Origin of the sequence: Streptomyces sp. I05A-00742, from assembly GCF_013055795.1 — a bacterium.
Classification (GTDB): domain Bacteria; phylum Actinomycetota; class Actinomycetes; order Streptomycetales; family Streptomycetaceae; genus Streptomyces.
This window is the reverse complement of record NZ_JABETO010000013.1, coordinates 18,025-35,886: the sequence shown is the minus strand read 5'-3', so window position 1 is coordinate 35,886 and position 17,862 is coordinate 18,025. Positions and strand designations below refer to the sequence as shown.

13 protein-coding genes are annotated in these 17,862 nt (G+C 72.9%); 6 read left to right on the top strand and 7 right to left on the bottom strand.

The window, feature by feature from the left end; translation table 11 throughout:
* The first annotated feature begins 198 nt into the window (after positions 1 to 198).
* From HN013_RS15045 to HN013_RS15035, 3 genes are all read left to right on the top strand, one after another.
* The gene (locus HN013_RS15045) at positions 199 to 1,257 is read left to right on the top strand and encodes a cation diffusion facilitator family transporter (protein ID WP_171166641.1); all 1,059 of its coding nucleotides are present in this window, start codon (positions 199 to 201) and stop codon (positions 1,255 to 1,257) included.
* Positions 1,258 to 1,514: 257 nt separating this feature from the next.
* A complete protein-coding gene (locus HN013_RS15040) occupies positions 1,515 to 2,921 on the top strand; it encodes a family 2B encapsulin nanocompartment shell protein (protein ID WP_171166640.1) in 1,407 nt (468 codons plus the stop codon).
* 157 nt (positions 2,922 to 3,078) lie between these two features.
* The gene (locus tag HN013_RS15035) at positions 3,079 to 5,277 is read left to right on the top strand and encodes a terpene synthase family protein (RefSeq protein WP_171166639.1); all 2,199 of its coding nucleotides are present in this window, start codon (positions 3,079 to 3,081) and stop codon (positions 5,275 to 5,277) included.
* 48 nt (positions 5,278 to 5,325) lie between these two features.
* Here HN013_RS15035 and HN013_RS15030 read toward each other — a convergent pair whose 3' ends face one another.
* The 5 genes from HN013_RS15030 to HN013_RS15010 form a co-directional block, all read right to left on the bottom strand.
* Positions 5,326 to 6,183, bottom strand: coding sequence for a phytanoyl-CoA dioxygenase family protein (locus tag HN013_RS15030; RefSeq protein ID WP_171166638.1), 858 nt, complete (start codon positions 6,181 to 6,183; stop codon positions 5,326 to 5,328).
* A gap of 25 nt (positions 6,184 to 6,208) precedes the next feature.
* Positions 6,209 to 7,138 (bottom strand): phytanoyl-CoA dioxygenase family protein, encoded by a 930-nt coding sequence (locus HN013_RS15025; protein ID WP_171166637.1) that lies wholly within the window; start codon positions 7,136 to 7,138, stop codon positions 6,209 to 6,211.
* Complete coding sequence (locus tag HN013_RS15020; RefSeq protein WP_171166636.1) at positions 7,135 to 10,374, bottom strand: lantibiotic dehydratase; 3,240 nt, start codon at positions 10,372 to 10,374, stop codon at positions 7,135 to 7,137. The genes HN013_RS15025 and HN013_RS15020 overlap by 4 nt, the downstream gene beginning before the upstream one ends.
* A 76-nt stretch (positions 10,375 to 10,450) precedes the next feature.
* Complete coding sequence (locus HN013_RS15015) at positions 10,451 to 11,791, bottom strand: lanthionine synthetase C family protein (protein ID WP_171166635.1); 1,341 nt, start codon at positions 11,789 to 11,791, stop codon at positions 10,451 to 10,453.
* 18 nt (positions 11,792 to 11,809) lie between these two features.
* Positions 11,810 to 11,995: a hypothetical protein gene (locus HN013_RS15010; RefSeq protein WP_168094306.1), complete on the bottom strand. Its 186-nt coding sequence runs from the start codon at positions 11,993 to 11,995 to the stop codon at positions 11,810 to 11,812.
* A gap of 162 nt (positions 11,996 to 12,157) precedes the next feature.
* Here HN013_RS15010 and HN013_RS15005 point away from each other — a divergent pair, with 162 nt between their 5' ends.
* Entirely contained in the window at positions 12,158 to 13,243 is a 1,086-nt protein-coding gene (locus HN013_RS15005) for an NAD-dependent epimerase/dehydratase family protein (protein ID WP_171166634.1), read from the top strand.
* A gap of 35 nt (positions 13,244 to 13,278) precedes the next feature.
* Here HN013_RS15005 and HN013_RS15000 read toward each other — a convergent pair whose 3' ends face one another.
* On the bottom strand, positions 13,279 to 13,710 hold the full coding sequence (locus tag HN013_RS15000) for a hypothetical protein (protein WP_171166633.1): 432 nt from the start codon (positions 13,708 to 13,710) through the stop codon (positions 13,279 to 13,281).
* Between the two features lie 99 nt (positions 13,711 to 13,809).
* On the opposite strand from HN013_RS15000, the gene HN013_RS14995 reads away from it, so the two are divergent.
* The gene (locus HN013_RS14995) at positions 13,810 to 15,789 is read left to right on the top strand and encodes an ABC transporter ATP-binding protein (RefSeq protein ID WP_312018608.1); all 1,980 of its coding nucleotides are present in this window, start codon (positions 13,810 to 13,812) and stop codon (positions 15,787 to 15,789) included.
* A gap of 51 nt (positions 15,790 to 15,840) precedes the next feature.
* On the opposite strand, the gene HN013_RS14990 is transcribed toward HN013_RS14995, so the two are convergent.
* Positions 15,841 to 16,641: an ABC transporter ATP-binding protein gene (locus tag HN013_RS14990; protein ID WP_171166632.1), complete on the bottom strand. Its 801-nt coding sequence runs from the start codon at positions 16,639 to 16,641 to the stop codon at positions 15,841 to 15,843.
* Between the two features lie 173 nt (positions 16,642 to 16,814).
* On the opposite strand from HN013_RS14990, the gene HN013_RS14985 reads away from it, so the two are divergent.
* Positions 16,815 to 17,810 carry an ABC transporter substrate-binding protein gene (locus HN013_RS14985; RefSeq protein ID WP_171166631.1) on the top strand — a complete coding sequence of 332 codons (996 nt, stop codon included), beginning with the start codon at positions 16,815 to 16,817 and terminating at the stop codon, positions 17,808 to 17,810.
* The last annotated feature ends 52 nt before the right edge of the window (positions 17,811 to 17,862 follow it).

Here is a 17,862-nt window from a genome sequence, read left to right as displayed (position 1 = left end):
CCGAATCCCCTCCACCGGACCGGTTTCTCCGGCGATTTCCGGCCACCCCTGGCCGTCCGCCGCGCGGAATTGAACGAAAGAATGCGGGACTTTTCCGCAGGCTGCCACGCTCTTGATAACCGTCGTCATTGCAGCCTTTGAAATTACCGAACCGATGCGCTTCACTTTCCGTGCCCAGGACAGGATCGAGGGGGTTTCATGCAGCAGGCGCACCGGCATGCCGAAAACAAATCGACGGACGGGGACGGGCACGGACACGAGCACGGCCGCCCCCACGGCCACGGCGAGCACGGCCACGGCGGGCACAGTCACGGGGTATCCGCCGACGCGGACCGCCGCTGGCTGACGATCGCGCTGGGGCTCATCGTCGCGTATATGGCAGTGGAAGTCGTCGTCGCTTTCCTGGCCCATTCACTGGCGCTTATTTCCGATGCCGCCCACATGCTGTCCGACGCCGCCTCCATCGTGCTCGCCCTGATCGCGATGCGGCTGGCGGCCCGTCCCGCGCGGGGCGGTTACACCTACGGATTGAAGCGGGCGGAAATCCTTTCCGCCCAGGGCAACGGGCTCACCCTGCTGCTGCTCTCCGCCTGGCTGGCCTACGAGAGCGTCGAGCGCCTGGTCGATCCGCCGGAGGTGGGCGGGGGCATGGTGCTGGTGACCGCCCTGTCGGGAGTGCTGGTCAACATAGCCGCGGCCTGGTGCATGTCGAAGGCCAACCGCTCGTCCCTCAACATCGAGGGCGCGTTCCAGCACGTCCTCACCGACCTCTACGGCTTCATCGCCACGGCGGTCGCCGGCGCGGTGGTCATGCTGACCGGCTTCACCCGCGCCGACTCCCTCGCGACCCTGGTCGTCGTCGCCCTCATGGTCCGGTCCGGGGTGTCGCTCGTCCGGGCCTCCGGACGGATCTTCCTGGAGGCCGCTCCCCCCGGTATGGAGCCCGACGAGGTGGGCGCCCGCATGGCGCGCCAGGACGGCGTCGTGGAGGTCCACGACCTGCACATCTGGGAAATCACCTCGGGCGAGGTGGCGCTCTCCGCCCATGTGCTCGTGGAGCCCGGCGGCGACTGCCACGCCGTCCGCACCGCCGTCCAGGCCGACCTCCGCGACGGCTACGGGATCACCCACGCCACCCTGGAGGTCTGCTCCGCCCCCGACGGCGAGCTCGTCGCCGTCGGCTCCGGCGAACCGGCCGGCCGGCACTGCGAGGAGCCGCACGGCACGGTCCACCGCCGGGAGCCGGAGGACCGCTGAGCGGTTCGAGCCCTCGACTCCCCACCGCGATGGGCCCGAGGACTCGGCGAAGCTTCTCACTTCACTCCCAAAGCCGTTAACAACCCATCCTGGTCGAAGAGTTGGAATCGCGGACTTTGTTCCGCGCAGTCGAACACGGCAGTCGAAACCCAGCGGTCATTCTCACTCACTTGTGTGGGGATGCGACCACGGCCCGCGTTGGAAGTCTCTTCCCGGTACACCCGTGCCGACCGCAACGTGACCAGGAGGACGCACACATGCCCGTAGGCGAAGAGAACCGTACCGAGCAGGACCGCCCGCAACAGAGTCTCGGCACGGCCGCCGCACGGAACCTGGCCACGACCACCAAGTCCGTGCCGCAGATGCAGGAGATCACCTCCCGCTGGCTGCTGAAGATGTTGCCGTGGGCCCAGGTCCAGGGCGGCACGTACCGGGTGAACCGCCGGCTGACGTACACGGTCGGGGACGGGCGCATCAGCTTCGTCAAGACGGGCGACCGGGTCGAGGTCATCCCGGGCGAGCTGGCCGAACTGCCGGTGCTGCGCGGCTACGAGGACCAGGAGGTGCTCACCGAGCTCGCGCGCCGGTGCGAGCAGCGGGAGTACGGGGCGGGTGAGCTCCTGGCCTCGGCGGGGGACCCGGTCGACGGGGTGGTGCTGCTGGCGCACGGCAGGGTGGAGAAGGTCGGCTCGGGGCCGTACGGGGACGACGCGGTGCTCAGCGTGCTGGCCGACGGCGCGCACTTCGGTGAGCACTGTCTGCTCGAATCCGACGGCACATGGGAGTACACCGCCCGCGCCGTGACCGCCTGCACGGTGCTCGTGCTGCCGAAGCTCGCGTTCAACCAGGCCGTCGAGCGCTCGGACTCACTGCGCGGGCAGTTGGAACGGCTGCGCGCGCTGCCGGCCCAGCGGACCAACAAGTTCGGTGAGAAGGAGATCGACCTGTCGGCCGGCCACGTGGGCGAGGCCGACATCCCGGCGACGTACGTCGACTACGAGCTGCGTCCACGGGAGTACGAACTGAGCGTGGCGCAGACCGTACTGCGCATCCACACGCGCGTGGCCGATCTCTACAACCAGCCGATGAACCAGACGGAGCAGCAGCTGCGGCTCACGGTCGAGGCGCTCAAGGAGCGCCAGGAGCACGAGCTGATCAACAACCGGGAGTTCGGGCTGCTGAGCAACTGCGCCTACGAGCAGCGGCTCCAGCCGCACGACGGCGTGCCGAGCCCCGACGACCTGGACGAACTGCTCAGCCGCAGGCGGGGGTCAAAGCTGTTCCTGGCGCACCCGCGGGCGATCGCGGCGATCGGGCGCGAGTTCAGCAAGCGCAGCCTCGTCCCGGAGACCATCGACATGGGCGGCCACCGCATCCCGACCTGGCGCGGCGTCCCGATCTTCCCGTGCAACAAGATCCCGATCAGCGAGGAGCGGACGACCTCGATCATCTGCATGCGTACCGGCGAGGGCGAGCAGGGCGTCGTCGGGCTGCGGCAGGCCGGGATCCCGGACGAGATCGAGCCGAGCCTGTCGGTGCGGTTCATGGGCATCAACGAGCAGGCGGTCATGTCGTACCTGGTGACGGCGTACTACTCGGCGGCCGTGCTGGTGCCGGACGCGCTCGGCGTCCTGGAGAACGTGGAGATCGGGCGGTGGCGTTGAGCGTTCGTCCCGCCGGCCCCGCGGGAGCACGGGGATCCGGGAGCTCGGGCCCCGGATCCCCGCGTCCGGGGCCACACCGCGCCCCGGGCCGCCGGGCTCCGGCGCGGTGCCGCGGCCGGGCGCGCGGACCGAACCCGGACCGGACGAGGAGCCCTGAGTGAGCCAGCCCTTCACCCTGCCCGCCTTCTACATGAACCACCCCGCCCGGCTCAACCCGCACCTCGAGGAGGCCCGCGCCCACACACGGGAGTGGGCCCGCGAGATGGGCATGCTGGAGGGGTCGGGCGTGTGGGACCAGGCGGATCTGGACGCGCACGACTACGCGCTGCTGTGCGCGTACACCCACCCCGACTGCGACGGCCCGACGCTGTCGCTGGTCACCGACTGGTACGTGTGGGTGTTCTTCTTCGACGACCACTTCCTGGAGCTGTTCAAGCGGACGCAGGACCGTGAGGGCGGCAAGGACTACCTGGACCGGCTTCCGGCGTTCATGCCGATGGATCCGGACGCCGCCGTGCCGGAGCCGACCCATCCGGTGGAGGCGGGCCTGGCGGACCTGTGGGCGCGCACCGTCCCGCACATGTCCGCCGACTGGCGCGCCCGGTTCGCGGAGAGCACCAGGAACCTCCTGAACGAGTCCCTCTGGGAGCTGTCCAACATCAACGAGGGGAGGGTCGCCAACCCGGTCGAGTACATCGAGATGCGCCGCAAGGTGGGCGGCGCGCCCTGGTCGGCGGGGATCGTGGAGTACGCGGCCGGGGCCGAGGTCCCGGAGGCGGTGGCCGGATCGCGGCCGCTCCGGGTGCTGCGGGACACGTTCGCGGACGCCGTGCACCTGCGCAACGACCTGTTCTCGTACCAGCGGGAGATCGAGGACGAGGGCGAACTGTCCAACGGTGTCCTGGTGCTGGAGACTTTCCTGGGCTGCTCCACCCAGGAGGCCGCCGACGCGGTCGGCGATCTGCTCACCTCGCGGATGCGGCAGTTCGAGCACACGACCCTGACCGAGCTGGCCCCGCTGTTCGCCGAGTACGCGCTCGGCCCGCAGGAGTGCGCCGCCGTCCTCGCGTACGCCAAGGGCCTCCAGGACTGGCAGTCCGGCGGCCACGAGTGGCACATGCGCTCCAGCCGCTATATGAACAAGGAGGCGGCCCCTTCCCTCCTGCCCGGCCCCACGGGGCCCGGCACGTCCGGTCTCGGGATCAAGGAGCTGATCGCGGCGACGGGCGCGCAGATCGTCCGTTCCCACACCCATGTCCCCCACCAACAGGTCGGGCCGTCCCAACTGCTCGATTTCGACGTGCCGTTCACGCTGCGGCTGAGCCCGCACCTGGACGGCGCCCGGACGAACACCGTCGTCTGGTCACGGGAGATGGGCATGCTCGCCCCGCAGCCCGGCATCCCGGCGTCGGACATCTGGGACGAGCGGAAGCTGTACGGGTACGACTTCCCGCTGTGCGCGGCGGGCCTCCATCCGGACGCCACCCCCGAGGAGCTCGACCTGGCCTCGCAGTGGCTGACCTGGGGTACGTACGGCGACGACTACTTCCCCGTCGTCTACGGCCGCCCGCGCGACCTGCTCGGTGCCAAGGTCTGCCACGAGCGCATGCTCGCCTGCATGCCGCTCGATCTGACGGGTCTTCCGGTGCCCGTGAATTCCCTGGAGCGCGGCCTCGCGGACCTGTGGGTGCGGACGGCGGGGCCGATGAACGCCGACGGGCGGACGCAACTGCGGGACGCCGTGGCGGTCATGACGGAGAGCTGGCTGTGGGAGCTCCACAACCAGGCCGCCCACCGCGTCCCCGAGCCCGTCGACTACATCGAGATGCGCCGCCGCACCTTCGGGTCCGACCTCACGATCGCGCTGTGCCGCGTCGGGCACGGGCGCGCGGTGCCGGACGAGATCTACCGGAGCGGCACGGTGCGTTCCCTGGAGAACGCGGCGGTGGACTACGCGACGCTGCTCAACGACGTGTTCTCGTACCAGAAGGAGATCGAGTACGAGGGCGAGGTGCACAACGCCGTCCTCGTGGTGCAGACGTTCTTCGGCTGCGACTACCCGAAGGCGCTCGGCATCGTCGACGACCTGATGCGCGGCAGGATGAGCCAGTTCCAGCACGTGGCCCGGCACGAACTGCCGCTCCTCTACGAGGACGCCGGGCTCACGGCGGAGGCACGGGCCGCTCTCGACGGCTATGTGAAGGAGCTGGAGAACTGGCTCGCGGGCATCCTGAACTGGCACCTGAAGTGCCGGCGGTACCGGCAGGAGGTCCTGGAACAGAACTTCCGCTTCCTCCCCGCTCCGCTCCTGCCCGCGCCGGTGCCGCCGCCGGCCCCCGTCGGGGCGGCACCGTGACCCGCCGGGCGGCGTGCCGTCCCCGTCCGGGGGCCACCGCCGCCCGGCTCAGCGCGCGGCGGACGGCACGTCCTGCTCCTGTGCCACCATGCCCAGTTCCCGCATGCGGCCGATGACCCGGTCGTGCCGTTCGTCGCCGAGGCCGGTGGTCAGCCAGGACGGCGCGTACCGCGGATACTTCGCCGGGTCGTACGGGACGTCGAGCCCGGATTCGTCGACGGCCGCCATCTGCCGGCGGAAGCGGTCGGTCTCCTCCGGGGTCTGCGGGTCCCGGACGTAGCTGACGGTCCACTGGTGGCGGTCGATGCCGCCGAGGGTCGCGTGCCAGAGGTGCCAGTCGAAGGCGACGACGTCGCCCGGCCGGGTCTCCAGCACCTGGAGGGGCAGCCCGGCGAGCTGGCGGCGCAGGCGCTTGCCGTCCCACTCGCCCTCCCAGACGCCGAACTTCCGGTGCCAGTCGGCCAGTACGGCGCTGTAGTCGGCGTGGTGGGAGCCGGGCAGCACGCGGAGCGCGCCCGTGTCGGCCGTCACGTGCTCCAGGTACATGATGAGCTTGACGCCGGACATCCCCGGGATCGCGTCCTTGTGCAGCGGCGCCTCCCGGTAGAAGAGGACGCTCTCCGCGAAGGTCGGCAGCACGTTGCCGACGAGCTGCCCGGCCGTGTCGAGGAACCGGGGGTCCTCCAGCAGGGACAGGCTGAGCGGCGTCCGGTCCGGTGTCATCATCGGCAGGTAGCGGCCGGGGATCCCGCCCCCGTCGGTCCGTTCGTCCGTGACGAAGGCGTCGGCGTGGGCCCGGCGGACCTCGTCCGTCAGGCGTCCGGTCTCGTCGTCGTTGAGGAGGCGCGGAAGCACGACGTATCCGAAGTTCCGGTAGTGCTCGATCTGCTCCTGGGAGAGTCGCATCGGAGGGGTTCCCTTCCTTCCCGGCCTACGCCGTTGGTCCTTGGGGTCCGTCGGGGAGCAGCGCGGCCCGGGCGGTGCGGACGGCCTTGTCCTCCTCCGGGTTCAGCGCCCGGTCGTCCTCGTCCGCCCAGCGCGCCCAGACGGGGTCCTCGGGTGTGGTGAAGCCCGCGTTCTGGCGCAGGTTGATCGTGTCGTCCCGGCCCAGCAGCCGCAGGGCCCGCCGGTCGCCGGTGCGGCGGGCGGTCCGGGCGAGGGCGGTGCAGTTGGGGCCGGTGAAGGTGTCGTCCTGGCGCATCGCGGAGGTGTTGAAGCCGATGCCGAGGAACTGCCGCTCCTCCGCGAGGACGCTGTGCGTGCCGGAGTGGAGCAGGTTGTGGTGGATGACGACGAGGTGGCCGGGCCGGGTCGCGAGCAGCCGTTCCTCGGGGTGGGGCAGGTCCAGCGCGTCGGGTTCGATCGTCACGGCGCGGCGGTGGGAGCCGGGGACGACGCGGAGGGGGCCCGCGTCGTCCGTCATGGGCTGGAGGTAGAGGAAGCAGATGATCAGCAGGGGGTGGGCGTAGCCGCCCCGGGGGAAGGAGCCGAAGCGGTCGCGGTGCCAGTGCACCGGCAGCCGGCGGAGTTCGGGCTCCATCGCGGGCGCCCCGAACAGCACGGTGCTGTCGAGCTGGACGCGGGGGCCCATGACGGCTTCGGCGAACCGCACCAGCGCGGGCCGGCTGACCGTCGGCCAGACCTCGCGGGGGTAGCGCTCCACCAGGTCGGTGACGAACAGCGGCCGGTCGTCGGTGCCGTCGGTGAACTGGGTGTCGGCGACGGCCCGTTCGCGCAGCCGCCGGAAGTGCGCGACGTCGTCCTCGGTGCACAGGCCGTCGAGGACGACGTACCCGTCCTCCCGGAAGGCCGCGGCGGCTCGTTCGACGTCCTCGGGACGGTCGAGCGGATGGGTGATCATGCGGTCTCCACGCTCCTCTTCTCTCGTGCCGTCCCGGCCGGTGCCCCGTCCGCCGCCGCTCCCAGGTGGGCCGCCGCGCGCAGCGCCTGCGCCCAGAGGGTGTACATCCGGTTCTCCCATTCGCGGGCGATGCCGAAGAGCCGGTTGGCGTGCATGTGCGCGAGGCTCGCGTGGATCTCGCGCGGGGGCCGCCACAGCTCCCCGGCCCGGTGCAGCCGGTCCGCCGCGGCGGCGGCGGCGGGCAGCAGGTCGGCGTAGGGGCGGAGGAGGTCCGGCGGCGGGGTGCGGTCCCCGGGCCCTGCGGGCGCGGGGCGGTCGGCGGCGGCGATCCGCAGGCCGACCCGGCGGACGAGGCCGCGGACGGTGTCGTCGGCGCGGTGTCCGTCGCTCAAGTCGGCGGCGAGGGCGAGGCGTTGGGCAGGGTCGAGTCCCCAGTGCGCGAAGAGCCGGTCCAGGGTGAAGGTGGCCTCCGCGAGCCGGTCGGGGCCGGGCTCCGCGGACCGGGCGTCGCCCAGGACGGCCGCGCACACCGTGCTGTCGGCGCCGAACGCGCGCTCCATGGCGGCGAGCGCGGCCGGGCCGCCGTACCGTTCGGTCTCCGGCCGGTAGGTGTCGACCGCGACGGCGGACAGCCCCTCGGCGTCGGCCGCCTCGCGGGCCCAGCGCAGAGCTCGCGTCAGCACCTCCTCCCCCGCCTCGGGTGTGATGCCGCGCAGCCGCAGGCGCAGGTGGTGGTCCGGGTCGGCGTAGCGCATCCAGAACCAGCGGTCCAGGAGGCCGTCGTCCGCGAGTCCCTGGACGAGGCCGGGGACGCGGCCGGACACCAGGTGTTCGAGCTGTTCCGGCGTGCCGTAGAGCTTGAGGTACGCCCAGTCGCCGCCGGGCAGGCACCGGCGGTCCGCCGGGGCGAGGGTCCGGCTGGGGGCCGCGTCCGCCGGGGCTCCCCTGGTTCCCTTGGTCACCACCGGGACGATGACCTCGGAGAGGTAGGGCGCCCCGGTCTCGTCCCGCAGCCACAGGTGGTCGAAGTCGGGCAGCATCTCCTGGACGGTGACCCGCTGGCGTCCCTGCCCCCGGGCCTTGCGCAGCTGGGCGGCCAACTCGGCGGCGAAGGACGGGTGTTCCAGGTCCAGGAGCAGCCGGTTGTCGAACTCGACCAGGTACACATGGCGCGGCACCCGCCACTCGCGGCGCCAGCGCCGCACGCCGCGGAACCATCGTTCGTCCTCGCTGCCCTCGCCCTCCGGGACCACCGTGTTGTCGGTGACGTTCCACTGGGCGGGGCTCAGCACGATCCGGTCCCGGACCAGGCGGGGCAGGAACGGTGCCTTGCCAACGCCTCCCCAGTGGAAGACGGACGGCAGCGGGCGGGCGTCCTCCGCCACTTCCAGCAGGAACCGGCAGACGTTCGGCGCCTGCATGGCGGTGAGCATGTGGCTCTGCCCGATGGCGAGTTCACGGCCGAGCCGCCGGGAGCGGACGACGAACCGGCCACCCTCGACCCCGACCGTGAGGTCGGACAGCGGCAGCACACGGTCGGCGGGCACGGACGGCGCCACGTTGACGGCGATCTCATAGGGCCGGACGACCGGGTGGAGGGCGACGTTCCCCGCCCGGCCCGCGCTGGGCAGATAGCTCAGCTCGACCGGCAGGGCTCCTTCGGCGCGCGCCTCGGCGTCGTACAGCGCCCGCAGGGCCGAGAGTTCGGCCTCGTCCAGCAGATCGTGGAAGCGGCTGAGGGAACGGCCGCCCGGCGCCAGGGGCGTGACGCCGAGGACGGCCCGCCAGTCGCCGCGGTCGAGGTCTTCCCGGCTGCGGGCGTGCAGTTGGAGGAACACGTCGAGGGCGGGCGGGGCGGGCGAGTCGGCGGGCGACCAGCGAGTGAGCCGGGCGACCAGGTCGTCGGTCAACTCCACTTCCGCGGTACGGGAGTTGACGGCGTTGCTGACGATGCGCAGCAGGATGTCGTCGCGTTCCTGTTCACGGGTGGGCGCCGAGGGCGTGGGGGGCCGCACCGGGCGGGGCTCGGTGTAGGTGGCGGGCGGTCCGAGCCCGGTCTCGGGGGACAGCAACTCCTCGACGGGCACCTGGGCCCCGATGCCGTAGCGCTCCAGGAAGGCGTCCCGGTAGGCCGACAGGTGGTCGTGGCCGTGCGGGAAGCGGCCCAGGCGCAGCAGGATCTCCGCGGCGTCGGCGGCGGCCCTGGCCACGTCCCGGTGCAGGGTGCGGCCGACGGTGGCTAGGCGCGCGTCGGCCTGCGCGGCGGGCGTCGTGTCGCACAGCGCGTGCTGGCTGCGGTGGAGGGCGCGCAGCGCGTCGTCGGCGTCCGCGGGTGCGGCGCGGTCGAGGTCGGCGGTGCGGGCGAGGACCTCGTCGAGGGCCGCGTTGAACGCTTCGCCGCCGGGGAGGCGGCCGACCGCGTCGCGCAGGGAGCGGGTGGGGTCGGGGTCGGTGGGTGACGGGCGGAGGGCGCCCACGAGGAAGTGGCTCTCCCAGAGCCTGCCGAGGAGGGCGCCGATCCGTTGGGGTCCGGCCTGGGGGAACTCCGCGGCGAGCTTGGTGTGCAGGTCCCCGAGGGCGATCGGCTCCGCCGCGAGGCCGAGGACGGCGGCGACCGGCCGGGAGATCCGGACCGTGGCCCGCCGGACGTCGCGCCGCCCGTAGACGTCGGCCTGCGGCAGGACGAGCCGGCCGGCCACGACCTGGCAGGCGCCGTTGACGTGGACGGGGAGCCCGGCGCGCAGCGTCTCGTCCTGTTCGATCCGCTCGATGACGCCGAGCAGCCAGCCGGAGTCGGCGCGGGTACGGACGGCGGCGAGCGCGGTGGCACCCAGGCGCTCGGTGCTGCTGTCGGCGAAGCGGCCGACGGAGACGCCCGCGAAGGCCCCGAACGGGGTGGGGCGCGTGCTCATGCGTGTGACGTAGCGCAGCAGCGCGGCGCGGGTGCGGGCGCGGCGCCGGGACTCCGCCGCGCCGGCGGTTCCGTCGGACGGGTCCGTCCCGGTCAGCCGGTGGGTGACGGCGTCGGCGAGGGAAGGGCTGGCGAGCCGGAGGGCGTGCCGTACGGCGGGGAGGGCGGCCGTGCGGAGCAGGTCCGCCTCCCAGGCCGGCGTCCCGGTCCCGGGCCCGGGGGCGGTCCTCCGGTAGACGTCCGTGCTCAGCGCCGGGGCCCGCAGGACGTAGAACGGCGCGGGTTCGTACAGGGGTTGGCCCGGTGCCGCGGTGCGGACGGTCACGTGCACTCTCTCCTTCACCATCAGTGGGGCGACGCATCCTTCGCCGCCGGCCTCGGCCTCGGCGGGTGTCGCCCCCTCAGTCGATGAGCAGGCCGCGGTCCCACAGCGGGGCCGTGTCGGTGACGGCGGCCAGCATGCTCAGCAGCACGCCGCAGACGCCGGTCAGGAAGCCGGGGTCGTCCAGGTGGACCCCCGGTTGTTCCTCGTCGCGGTAGCCGAGGGGGGTGGACGGGTCGTACTCGGCGGTCAGCCGGGCGAGGGCCGCGTCCGCCGCCGCGCGGGCCCGGCCGCCGGGGTCGTCGGGGGCGAACAGGGTCCACAGCCGCAGGAGTCCGGCCGTGCCGTGGCAGAGGCCCGGCGAGTCCCCCGCGGTGTGGTCGAGTTGGGGCCGGTGGTCGGCGGCGGCACGGCGCAGGGCGTGCTGTCGGAGGTCGTCCCGCCCCAGGGCGCTGCCCGCGTGCCAGAGGGCGCGGGCGACGCCGAGGCCGCCGTAGCACCAGCCGGGACGGCCTGGTTGCAGCCCCGCGCCCGTGGCCGGCGCGGGGGCCGGGACGGTGGCGGGCCAGTCGGGTGTCTCGTCCGGGGCGACGGGATCCGTGCGCCGGGCGAGCAGCCAGTCGGCGGTGTCGCCGAGGGCGCGGTCGAGGGCCGGGCCGCCGTGGTCGGCGCGGCGGGCGAGGGCGAGGGCGGCGAGCGGTCCCGCGATGCCATGGGCGAGGCCGAGGTCGTAGTGGCCGCCGGGGTGGCCGTGGCCGTCGGCGTGCGCGGCGATCCGCCAGCGCGGCGCGTCGGGCGGACCGGCCAGCCGGACGAGGTGGCCGACGAGCACGGTGACGGCCTCGGTGACGGCCGGGCCGGAGCCGGTGGCGGTGACGAGGTAACCGAGCAGGCCGGCGGCGCCGTTGACCGCGTCGTAGTCGTGGTCCCGGACGCCGTCGTCGCCGTGGCGCCAGGGGTGGTCCCTGACGCGTTCGGCCAGGGCGAGGTCGAGGGAGCGCCGGACCGTGCGGTAGCGCGGGTCCATGGCCTCGGCCGCGGCGAAGGTCAGGGCCACGCCGCCGAGGCCGCCGTGCATGCCGAGGCCGGCGACCGGCCGGGCGCGGGTGGCTCCGGCGAGGGTCTTCAGATGGGTGTGGGCCGCGGCGTCCCAGCCCTCGCCGGGCAGGGCGCGGGCGAGTTCGGTCATCAGCAGGGCGGCGCTGGGCAGTCCCGAGGACAGCGCGGTGGGCCAGAACTCGAAGCCGCCCGCCGACCGGCTCCGGGCCAGGTCGGCGTACCGGGGCGCCGCCTCCGGGTCGCGCAGCCGGCCCGCCGCCTCGCGCACGATCCCGAGGGCCGTGTCACGGAGCGGCGGGCGGGCCGGGACGTCACGGCCGAAGCGGGTTGCGGGCACGACTGCCGGGACGTCCCGATTCATACGATGTTCTCCAGCCCGTCAGCGACCGAACGCGGTCGGGTCGCCCTCGGGGCTCTCGGAACCCGAACAGCACTTGGTCCACCGGCAGCTGTACGGGTGGGTGCACCACCAGGCCGTCGGCTCGGTGTCCAGGGCGTCCGGCGACGCGATGTGAATGTCGAGGTCGAACTCGCTGTCCAGATCGATCAGCGTTGCGGATGACACGACGGATCACTCCTCTCGGAACATCTCTTGTACGGCTTTCAAGACGCCGTCAATGAAGCTAGGTTGCTGTTGAACGCGTGTCAACAGTGACGCGAGGGGCAGGGGAATCGGACCGCCGGTGTTCACGCCCCTCGGCCAACGGGCCCCGAGCGAGGGAGAGTCATGCGCATCCTGGTACTGGGCGGAACGGGATTCCTCGGCAGGACCCTGGTGGCACAGGCCCTGGCGCGCGGCCGGCGCGTCACCACGTTCAACCGCGGGACGCACGGCCCCGACCACCCGGGCGCCGCGGTGGTTCGCGGCGACCGCACCCGGGCTGCGGACCTCCGGCGGCTGGCCGCGAGCGGGCCGTGGGACGCGGTCGTGGACACCTCGGGGATGCTCCCCCGGGACGTGCTCGCCTCGGCCCGCGAGCTGGAGGGGGCCGCCGGGCGGTACGTGTTCGTCTCGTCGCTGGCGGCCCTCGGCTGGCCGCGGACCGCGGTCACCGGCGACTCACCGCTGCGGCCCTGTCCGCCCGACGCCGGTCTCGACGACGCGGACTTCGACACCCTCAAGGCGGGCTGCGAACGGGCGGTCACGGGGGTCTTCGGGCCGCGTTCCCTCATCGTCCGCCCGGGCTTCCTCCTCGGGCCGCACGAGGACCTGGGGCGGCTGCCGCGATGGCTGAACCGCGCCGCGCGGGGCGGCAGGATCCTCACCCCGGGGCCGCCCGCCCGGCCGCTGCGCTTCCTCGACGCGCGCGACCTGGCCCGCTGGCTGCTCGACATCCTCGAAGGCCCGTCGGCGGCCGGGGCGTTCAACGTCACCGGCCCGCCGGGGCAGACCACGTTCGGCGAACTGCTGGCGCACTGCCTGGACGCCGCCGGTACCGTCGGCGCCGAAACCGTCTGGGCCGACGGGGAGTTCCTGCGGGCCCACGACGTCCGGCCGTGGCTCGGGCTGCCGCTGTGGGCCGCCGGCGGCGACGGGGTCCGGGCCGTGGACACCTCCCGCGCGGAGGCCGCCGGCCTGCGCACCCGGCCCGTCGGCGAGACCGTGCGCGACACCTGGGCCTGGATGACGGCCGACGGCCGGGCAGGCCGGGACTACGCGGCCGGCGTCTACGCGCTCACGCCGGAGCGGGAGGAGGCCCTGCTGCGGGCCTGGGACACCCGGCCCGGCGAGGCGGGGACACGGGACGCGGACGGCCTGGCCGCCGGAGCCCCGGAGGCGGAAGCCCGGGACGTACGGGCGCGGCCGGCGTGACCGCGCCGGCGCACCCGCTCCGGTACGGAGACCGGTCAGCAGCCCGAGCCGGGGCCGGGCGGAGTGCCGTCCAGCTTCCAGTGCCCCTTCTCCTCCTCCACCAGCGTCCACGCCGTACAGGAGGGGGAGCCGGCGACCTCGACGCGCAGCGCGTCGCGGACCGCCCGCACCGCGATCCGGTCCCCGGGGATGTCCTTGAGCTTGCCGACGAAGGTGTCGGCGTACTTCTCGCCCGCCGTGTCATCGGTGAAGCGTTTCTGCAGAGCGTCCGCGTCGCCCTTCCGCAGGTCCCGCTGCACCGCCTCGGCGAGCTTCTGTGGGCTCGGTTCGCTGCCGTCGTCCTCCGTGGCGATGGAGAAGGTGACGAAAATCAGCCACCCGGCGAGCGCGGCGAAGAGCGCGACGAAGCCCAGCCGCTTGCCGAGCACATGCCGTCCGGGCCGGGACGTGGTGGTCAGCTGAGTCATAAGTCCACTGAACTGCACACGACGTGACAGGACATCCACTTTGAGACAGCGGCTTTCGGACGCTGACGAACGACACCGGAACGGGAGGCGCTGGGCCCAGTGACGTCCGATCAGGAGCAGGCGAACGACGCGGAACGGGAACTCTTCGGGGGCCGCCTCCGGATGGACGAGGCGTCGGTCCGGCACGAGCAGGTGCCGCTGGAGATCCCCTTCCGCAGGATGGCCGGCCAGGTGCCGGCGCTGCTGGCGCGGTCCGCCGCGATGGCCTGGGCGGTGGACCGGGTCTCCCTGGTCGCCGTGGCCGTCGCGGAGGTGGGCCGGGGCACGGCCACGGCCTTCGGGCTGCTGGCCACCAACGAGGTGCTGGTCGATCTGTTCGCGGGCGGCCCGACGCCGGACCGGGTGCGCGCCGCGCTGCCGTCCCTGCTGTTCGTGGCCGGTATGGCGGTGCTCGTCGCGCTGCTCACCGCCGTGTCCTCGCTGGCGGTCGGCCGGCTCGAACCCCAGGTGGAGCGGGCCGCCTCGCTCCGGCTGCTCTCCCGTTCGATCCGGGTGGAGCTCGCCGACCTGGAGGACGCGGAGGTGCGCCGGCTGCTGGAGACGGCCGAATACGGCACCGACGCCGCGCGGCGGCTGATCGGGCACGCCGTGGCCGTGGTCAATGGCTTGATCTCGTTGGTCGCGGCCGCGTGGGTGCTGACCGTGCTGCACCCGGTCCTGCTGCCCCTCCTCCTGCTCACCGCCATCCCCAAGGGCTACGGCACGGTCCGCACGGCCCGCCGGGTCTACCGCAGCATCCAGCGCTGGCTCGACCACGTACGGGTGCGCCGGCGCCTGTCCGACCTGCTGCTGGCCCCCGACCCGGCCCGGGAGCTCCGGGCCCACGCCGTGGGTCCCCATCTGCTGCGGCGGTACCGGGAGCTGACCGATCAGTCGACGGCGGAGCAGAAACGGCTCGCGCTGGCGGCCGCCGGCACCGACCTGGCCGCCGGTGCCGTGTCGGGCGCCGCCACCGGGGGCACGTACGCCGTCCTCGGGCTGCTCCTCGTCTCCGGGCATCTGCCGATGGCCGCCGCCGGCACCGCGGTGCTGGCCGTCCGCAACACCACGAGCCAGCTGTCCGGGCTGGTCCGGAACGTCAACTACCTGTACGAGCAGTCGCTCTACCTCCTGGACCTGGACCGGGCGGTCGCCCTGGCACGCGAGCGCGCCATTCCGGACGGCGGCGTTCCGCTGACCGGGCGGCCGACCGTCCTGGAGCTCGACGACGTCTCGTTCACCTACCGGGGACAGCACACTCCCGCGGTCTCCGGGGTGAGCCTGCGCATTCCGCGCGGCGGCGTCGTCGCCCTGGTCGGGGACAACGGCTCGGGCAAGTCCACGCTGGCGAAGCTGATCGCCGGGCTCTACCTCCCGGACTCCGGCCGCCTCGCCTGGGACGGCACCGACATCAGGGAGCTGGACCGGGACACCGTGTTCGACCGCGTCGCCCTCGTCGACCAGGACTTCCTCAAGTGGCCCTTCACGGCCCGCGCCAATGTGACCCTGGGACGTCCCGAACGCGCCCACGACGAGGACGCCCTGCGGCGCTCCGCCGCGTTCGCCGATGTGGACGGCCTGGTGAAGACGCTCCCCCGCGGCTGGGACACCCTCCTCGAACGCGGCTTCCACGGCGGCCAGGGCCTCTCCGGCGGCCAGCAGCAGCGTTTCGCCCTGGCCCGGGCCCACTTCCGCGACGCGTCCGTCGTCATCGTCGACGAACCCACCGCGGCGCTCGACGCCGCCTCCGAGATCGAGGTCTTCCACCGCATACGGGCCCTGGCCGACAGCGGCCGTACGGTCGTCCTCATCACCCACCGCCTCGCGTCGGTGCGCTGCGCCGACACCATCTACGTCCTCGACCGCGGCAAGGTGATCGAACAGGGCGACCACGACGGCCTGCTGGCCGCGCGGGGCGCCTTCGCGGCGGCCTACCGCCTCCAGGCCGAGCAGTTCCGGGACGGACCGGAGCAGACCCCGTACGCCGGGGCGGGCCGGGCCGCCGCGTCCGGACCGGCCGGGCCCGCCGGTCCCGGGTGACCGGCCCCCGGGGGGAGCCGCTCGGCCCTGACCCCCGCCGGATGATCCCGGCTACGACGCGGTGACCGCCGTGGTGGCGTGCCGGGCGGCGGGCACCACCACGGGGGAGCCGTCGTCCGGCGCCTGGAGGACGTCGGCCTCGATGCCGTACAGCTCGCGCACCAGGGCGGGGACGACGACGTCGCGCGGCGCCCCCTGGGCGACGATCCGGCCGTCCTTCATGGCGACGACGGTGTCGGCGTAGCGGGCGGCGCCGGCCAGGTCGTGGAGGACCATCACGACCGTACGGCCGGCGACGGCTACCTCGCGTACGAGGTCGAGGACTTCGACGGCGTGGCCGATGTCGAGCGCGCTGGTCGGCTCGTCAAGGAGCACGACCGGTGTCTCCTGGGCCAAGACCATCGCCAGCCAGCAGCGCTGCCGCTGGCCGCCGGAGAGCTGGTCGAGGCGGCGGTCGGCCAGTCCGTCGACGCCGGTGGCGCGCAGGGCCTCCCCGACGGCCCGCTCGTCCTCGCGGGACCACTGGCGGAAAAGGCCCTGGTGCGGGTGGCGTCCGTAGCGTACGAGCCCGGCGACCGTGACGGCCTCGGGAGCCAGCGGGGACTGGGGAAGAAGCGCGATGCGGTGCGCGGCCCGGCGCTGCTTCAGCCGCCAGATGTCCGCGTCGCCCGCGAGGACGCGGCCGGACTCGGGCTGGTGGAGACGGGCGATGGAGCGCAGCAGCGTGGACTTGCCGCAGCCGTTGGGCCCGACGATGGCGACGACCTGGCCTGACGGCACGGTGAGGTCGACGCCTGCCACGGCGCGGTGACCGGGGTAACCGGCGATGAGCTGTTCGACGCGGAGCTCCACGGGCGGGTGCCTTTCGAAGAAGATCGCCGGATTGTTACGGAGACCCCTGATCGAAGATCCCTTAGGCAAGGCTAACCTATATTAGAGCCGGTCCGGATGAGGAAACCCTTGTGCGGACACTTGGCTTATTTCTTGTCTAATTTTGTCCTGTTTCCTCTCGTTCGGAGCTTGCGATGACCTCACCCCACCGTTTCCTGCTGTCCGCCCCCCGCCGGGCGGTGGCGGTTCTCGCCGCCGTCGGCGCTGCGGCCGTGCTGGTGACGGGCTGCGGCTCGGACTCCGACGCGGACAAGAAGTCGGAGGCGTCGTCCGGCACCTCCGAGGGGGGCACCCGCACCGTCAAGGACGCCACCGGCAAGGCCGTACAGGTCCCGTCGCACCCCCAGCGCGTTGTGACGCTCACTCAGGAGGACCTCGACGCGGTGCTGGCCCTCGGCATCAAGCCGGTCGGCATCACCAACGGCCAGGGCCTCGCCAAGCCGCCGGCCTACCTCGAGGACAAGGTCAAGGACGTCAAGGTCGTCGGCAACCTGCTCCAGCCGGTGATCGACAAGGTCGTCGCCGCCAAGCCGGACCTCATCCTGGCCGGTGACATGCAGGACGAGCAGATGCTCAAGCAGCTGCGCGAGATCACCCCGGCCACGCTGGTCACCATGGCTCCGAACGACGACTGGAAGCTGTCCTTCCGGGGCATCGGCAACGCCCTCAACGCCACCGACAAGGCCAACAAGGTCATCTCCGACTACGAGACCAAGGCCAAGAAGGCCGGTGAGGGTCTGGGCGACAACAAGGGCGCCGAGGTCAGCATCGTGCGCTGGAACCCGGACGGCCCCAGCTGGATGGAGAAGAAGCAGTTCGCCAGCGGTGTCGCCCTGGACATGGGCCTCAAGCGCCCCAAGTCCCAGGACAAGGACGGCAACGCCCACACCCCGGCGCTCAGCCTGGAGAAGATCAACGAGATCGACGGCGACTGGCTCTTCCTCTCCACCCTCACCTCCGACGGTGAGAAGGCGCTGAAGGACGTCCAGGAGAAGCCGGCGTACAAGGACCTGAACGCGGTCAAGAAGAAGCACGCCGTGACGGTCAACGGCTCCGTCTGGTCCACGCGGGGCGGTCCGCTGGCGAGCCAGGTCGTCATCGACGACATCGTGAAGGCGCTCCACGGATAGCCGCCGGCGTGCTCGACCGCAGGACGGGCCGAACCCGGCCCGTCCTGCGGAG

Excerpts from the sequence above, each read along its gene's own strand:
- HN013_RS15045 (WP_171166641.1), top strand. The coding sequence starts at position 199 with ATGCAGCAGGCGCACCGGCATGCCGAAAACAAATCGACGGACGGGGAC.
- HN013_RS15040 (WP_171166640.1), top strand. The coding sequence starts at position 1,515 with ATGCCCGTAGGCGAAGAGAACCGTACCGAGCAGGACCGCCCGCAACAG.
- HN013_RS15030 (WP_171166638.1), bottom strand. The coding sequence starts at position 6,183 with ATGCGACTCTCCCAGGAGCAGATCGAGCACTACCGGAACTTCGGATAC.
- HN013_RS15025 (WP_171166637.1), bottom strand. The coding sequence starts at position 7,138 with ATGATCACCCATCCGCTCGACCGTCCCGAGGACGTCGAACGAGCCGCC.
- HN013_RS15015 (WP_171166635.1), bottom strand. The coding sequence starts at position 11,791 with ATGAATCGGGACGTCCCGGCAGTCGTGCCCGCAACCCGCTTCGGCCGT.
- HN013_RS15005 (WP_171166634.1), top strand. The coding sequence starts at position 12,158 with ATGCGCATCCTGGTACTGGGCGGAACGGGATTCCTCGGCAGGACCCTG.
- HN013_RS15000 (WP_171166633.1), bottom strand. The coding sequence starts at position 13,710 with ATGACTCAGCTGACCACCACGTCCCGGCCCGGACGGCATGTGCTCGGC.
- HN013_RS14985 (WP_171166631.1), top strand. The coding sequence starts at position 16,815 with ATGACCTCACCCCACCGTTTCCTGCTGTCCGCCCCCCGCCGGGCGGTG.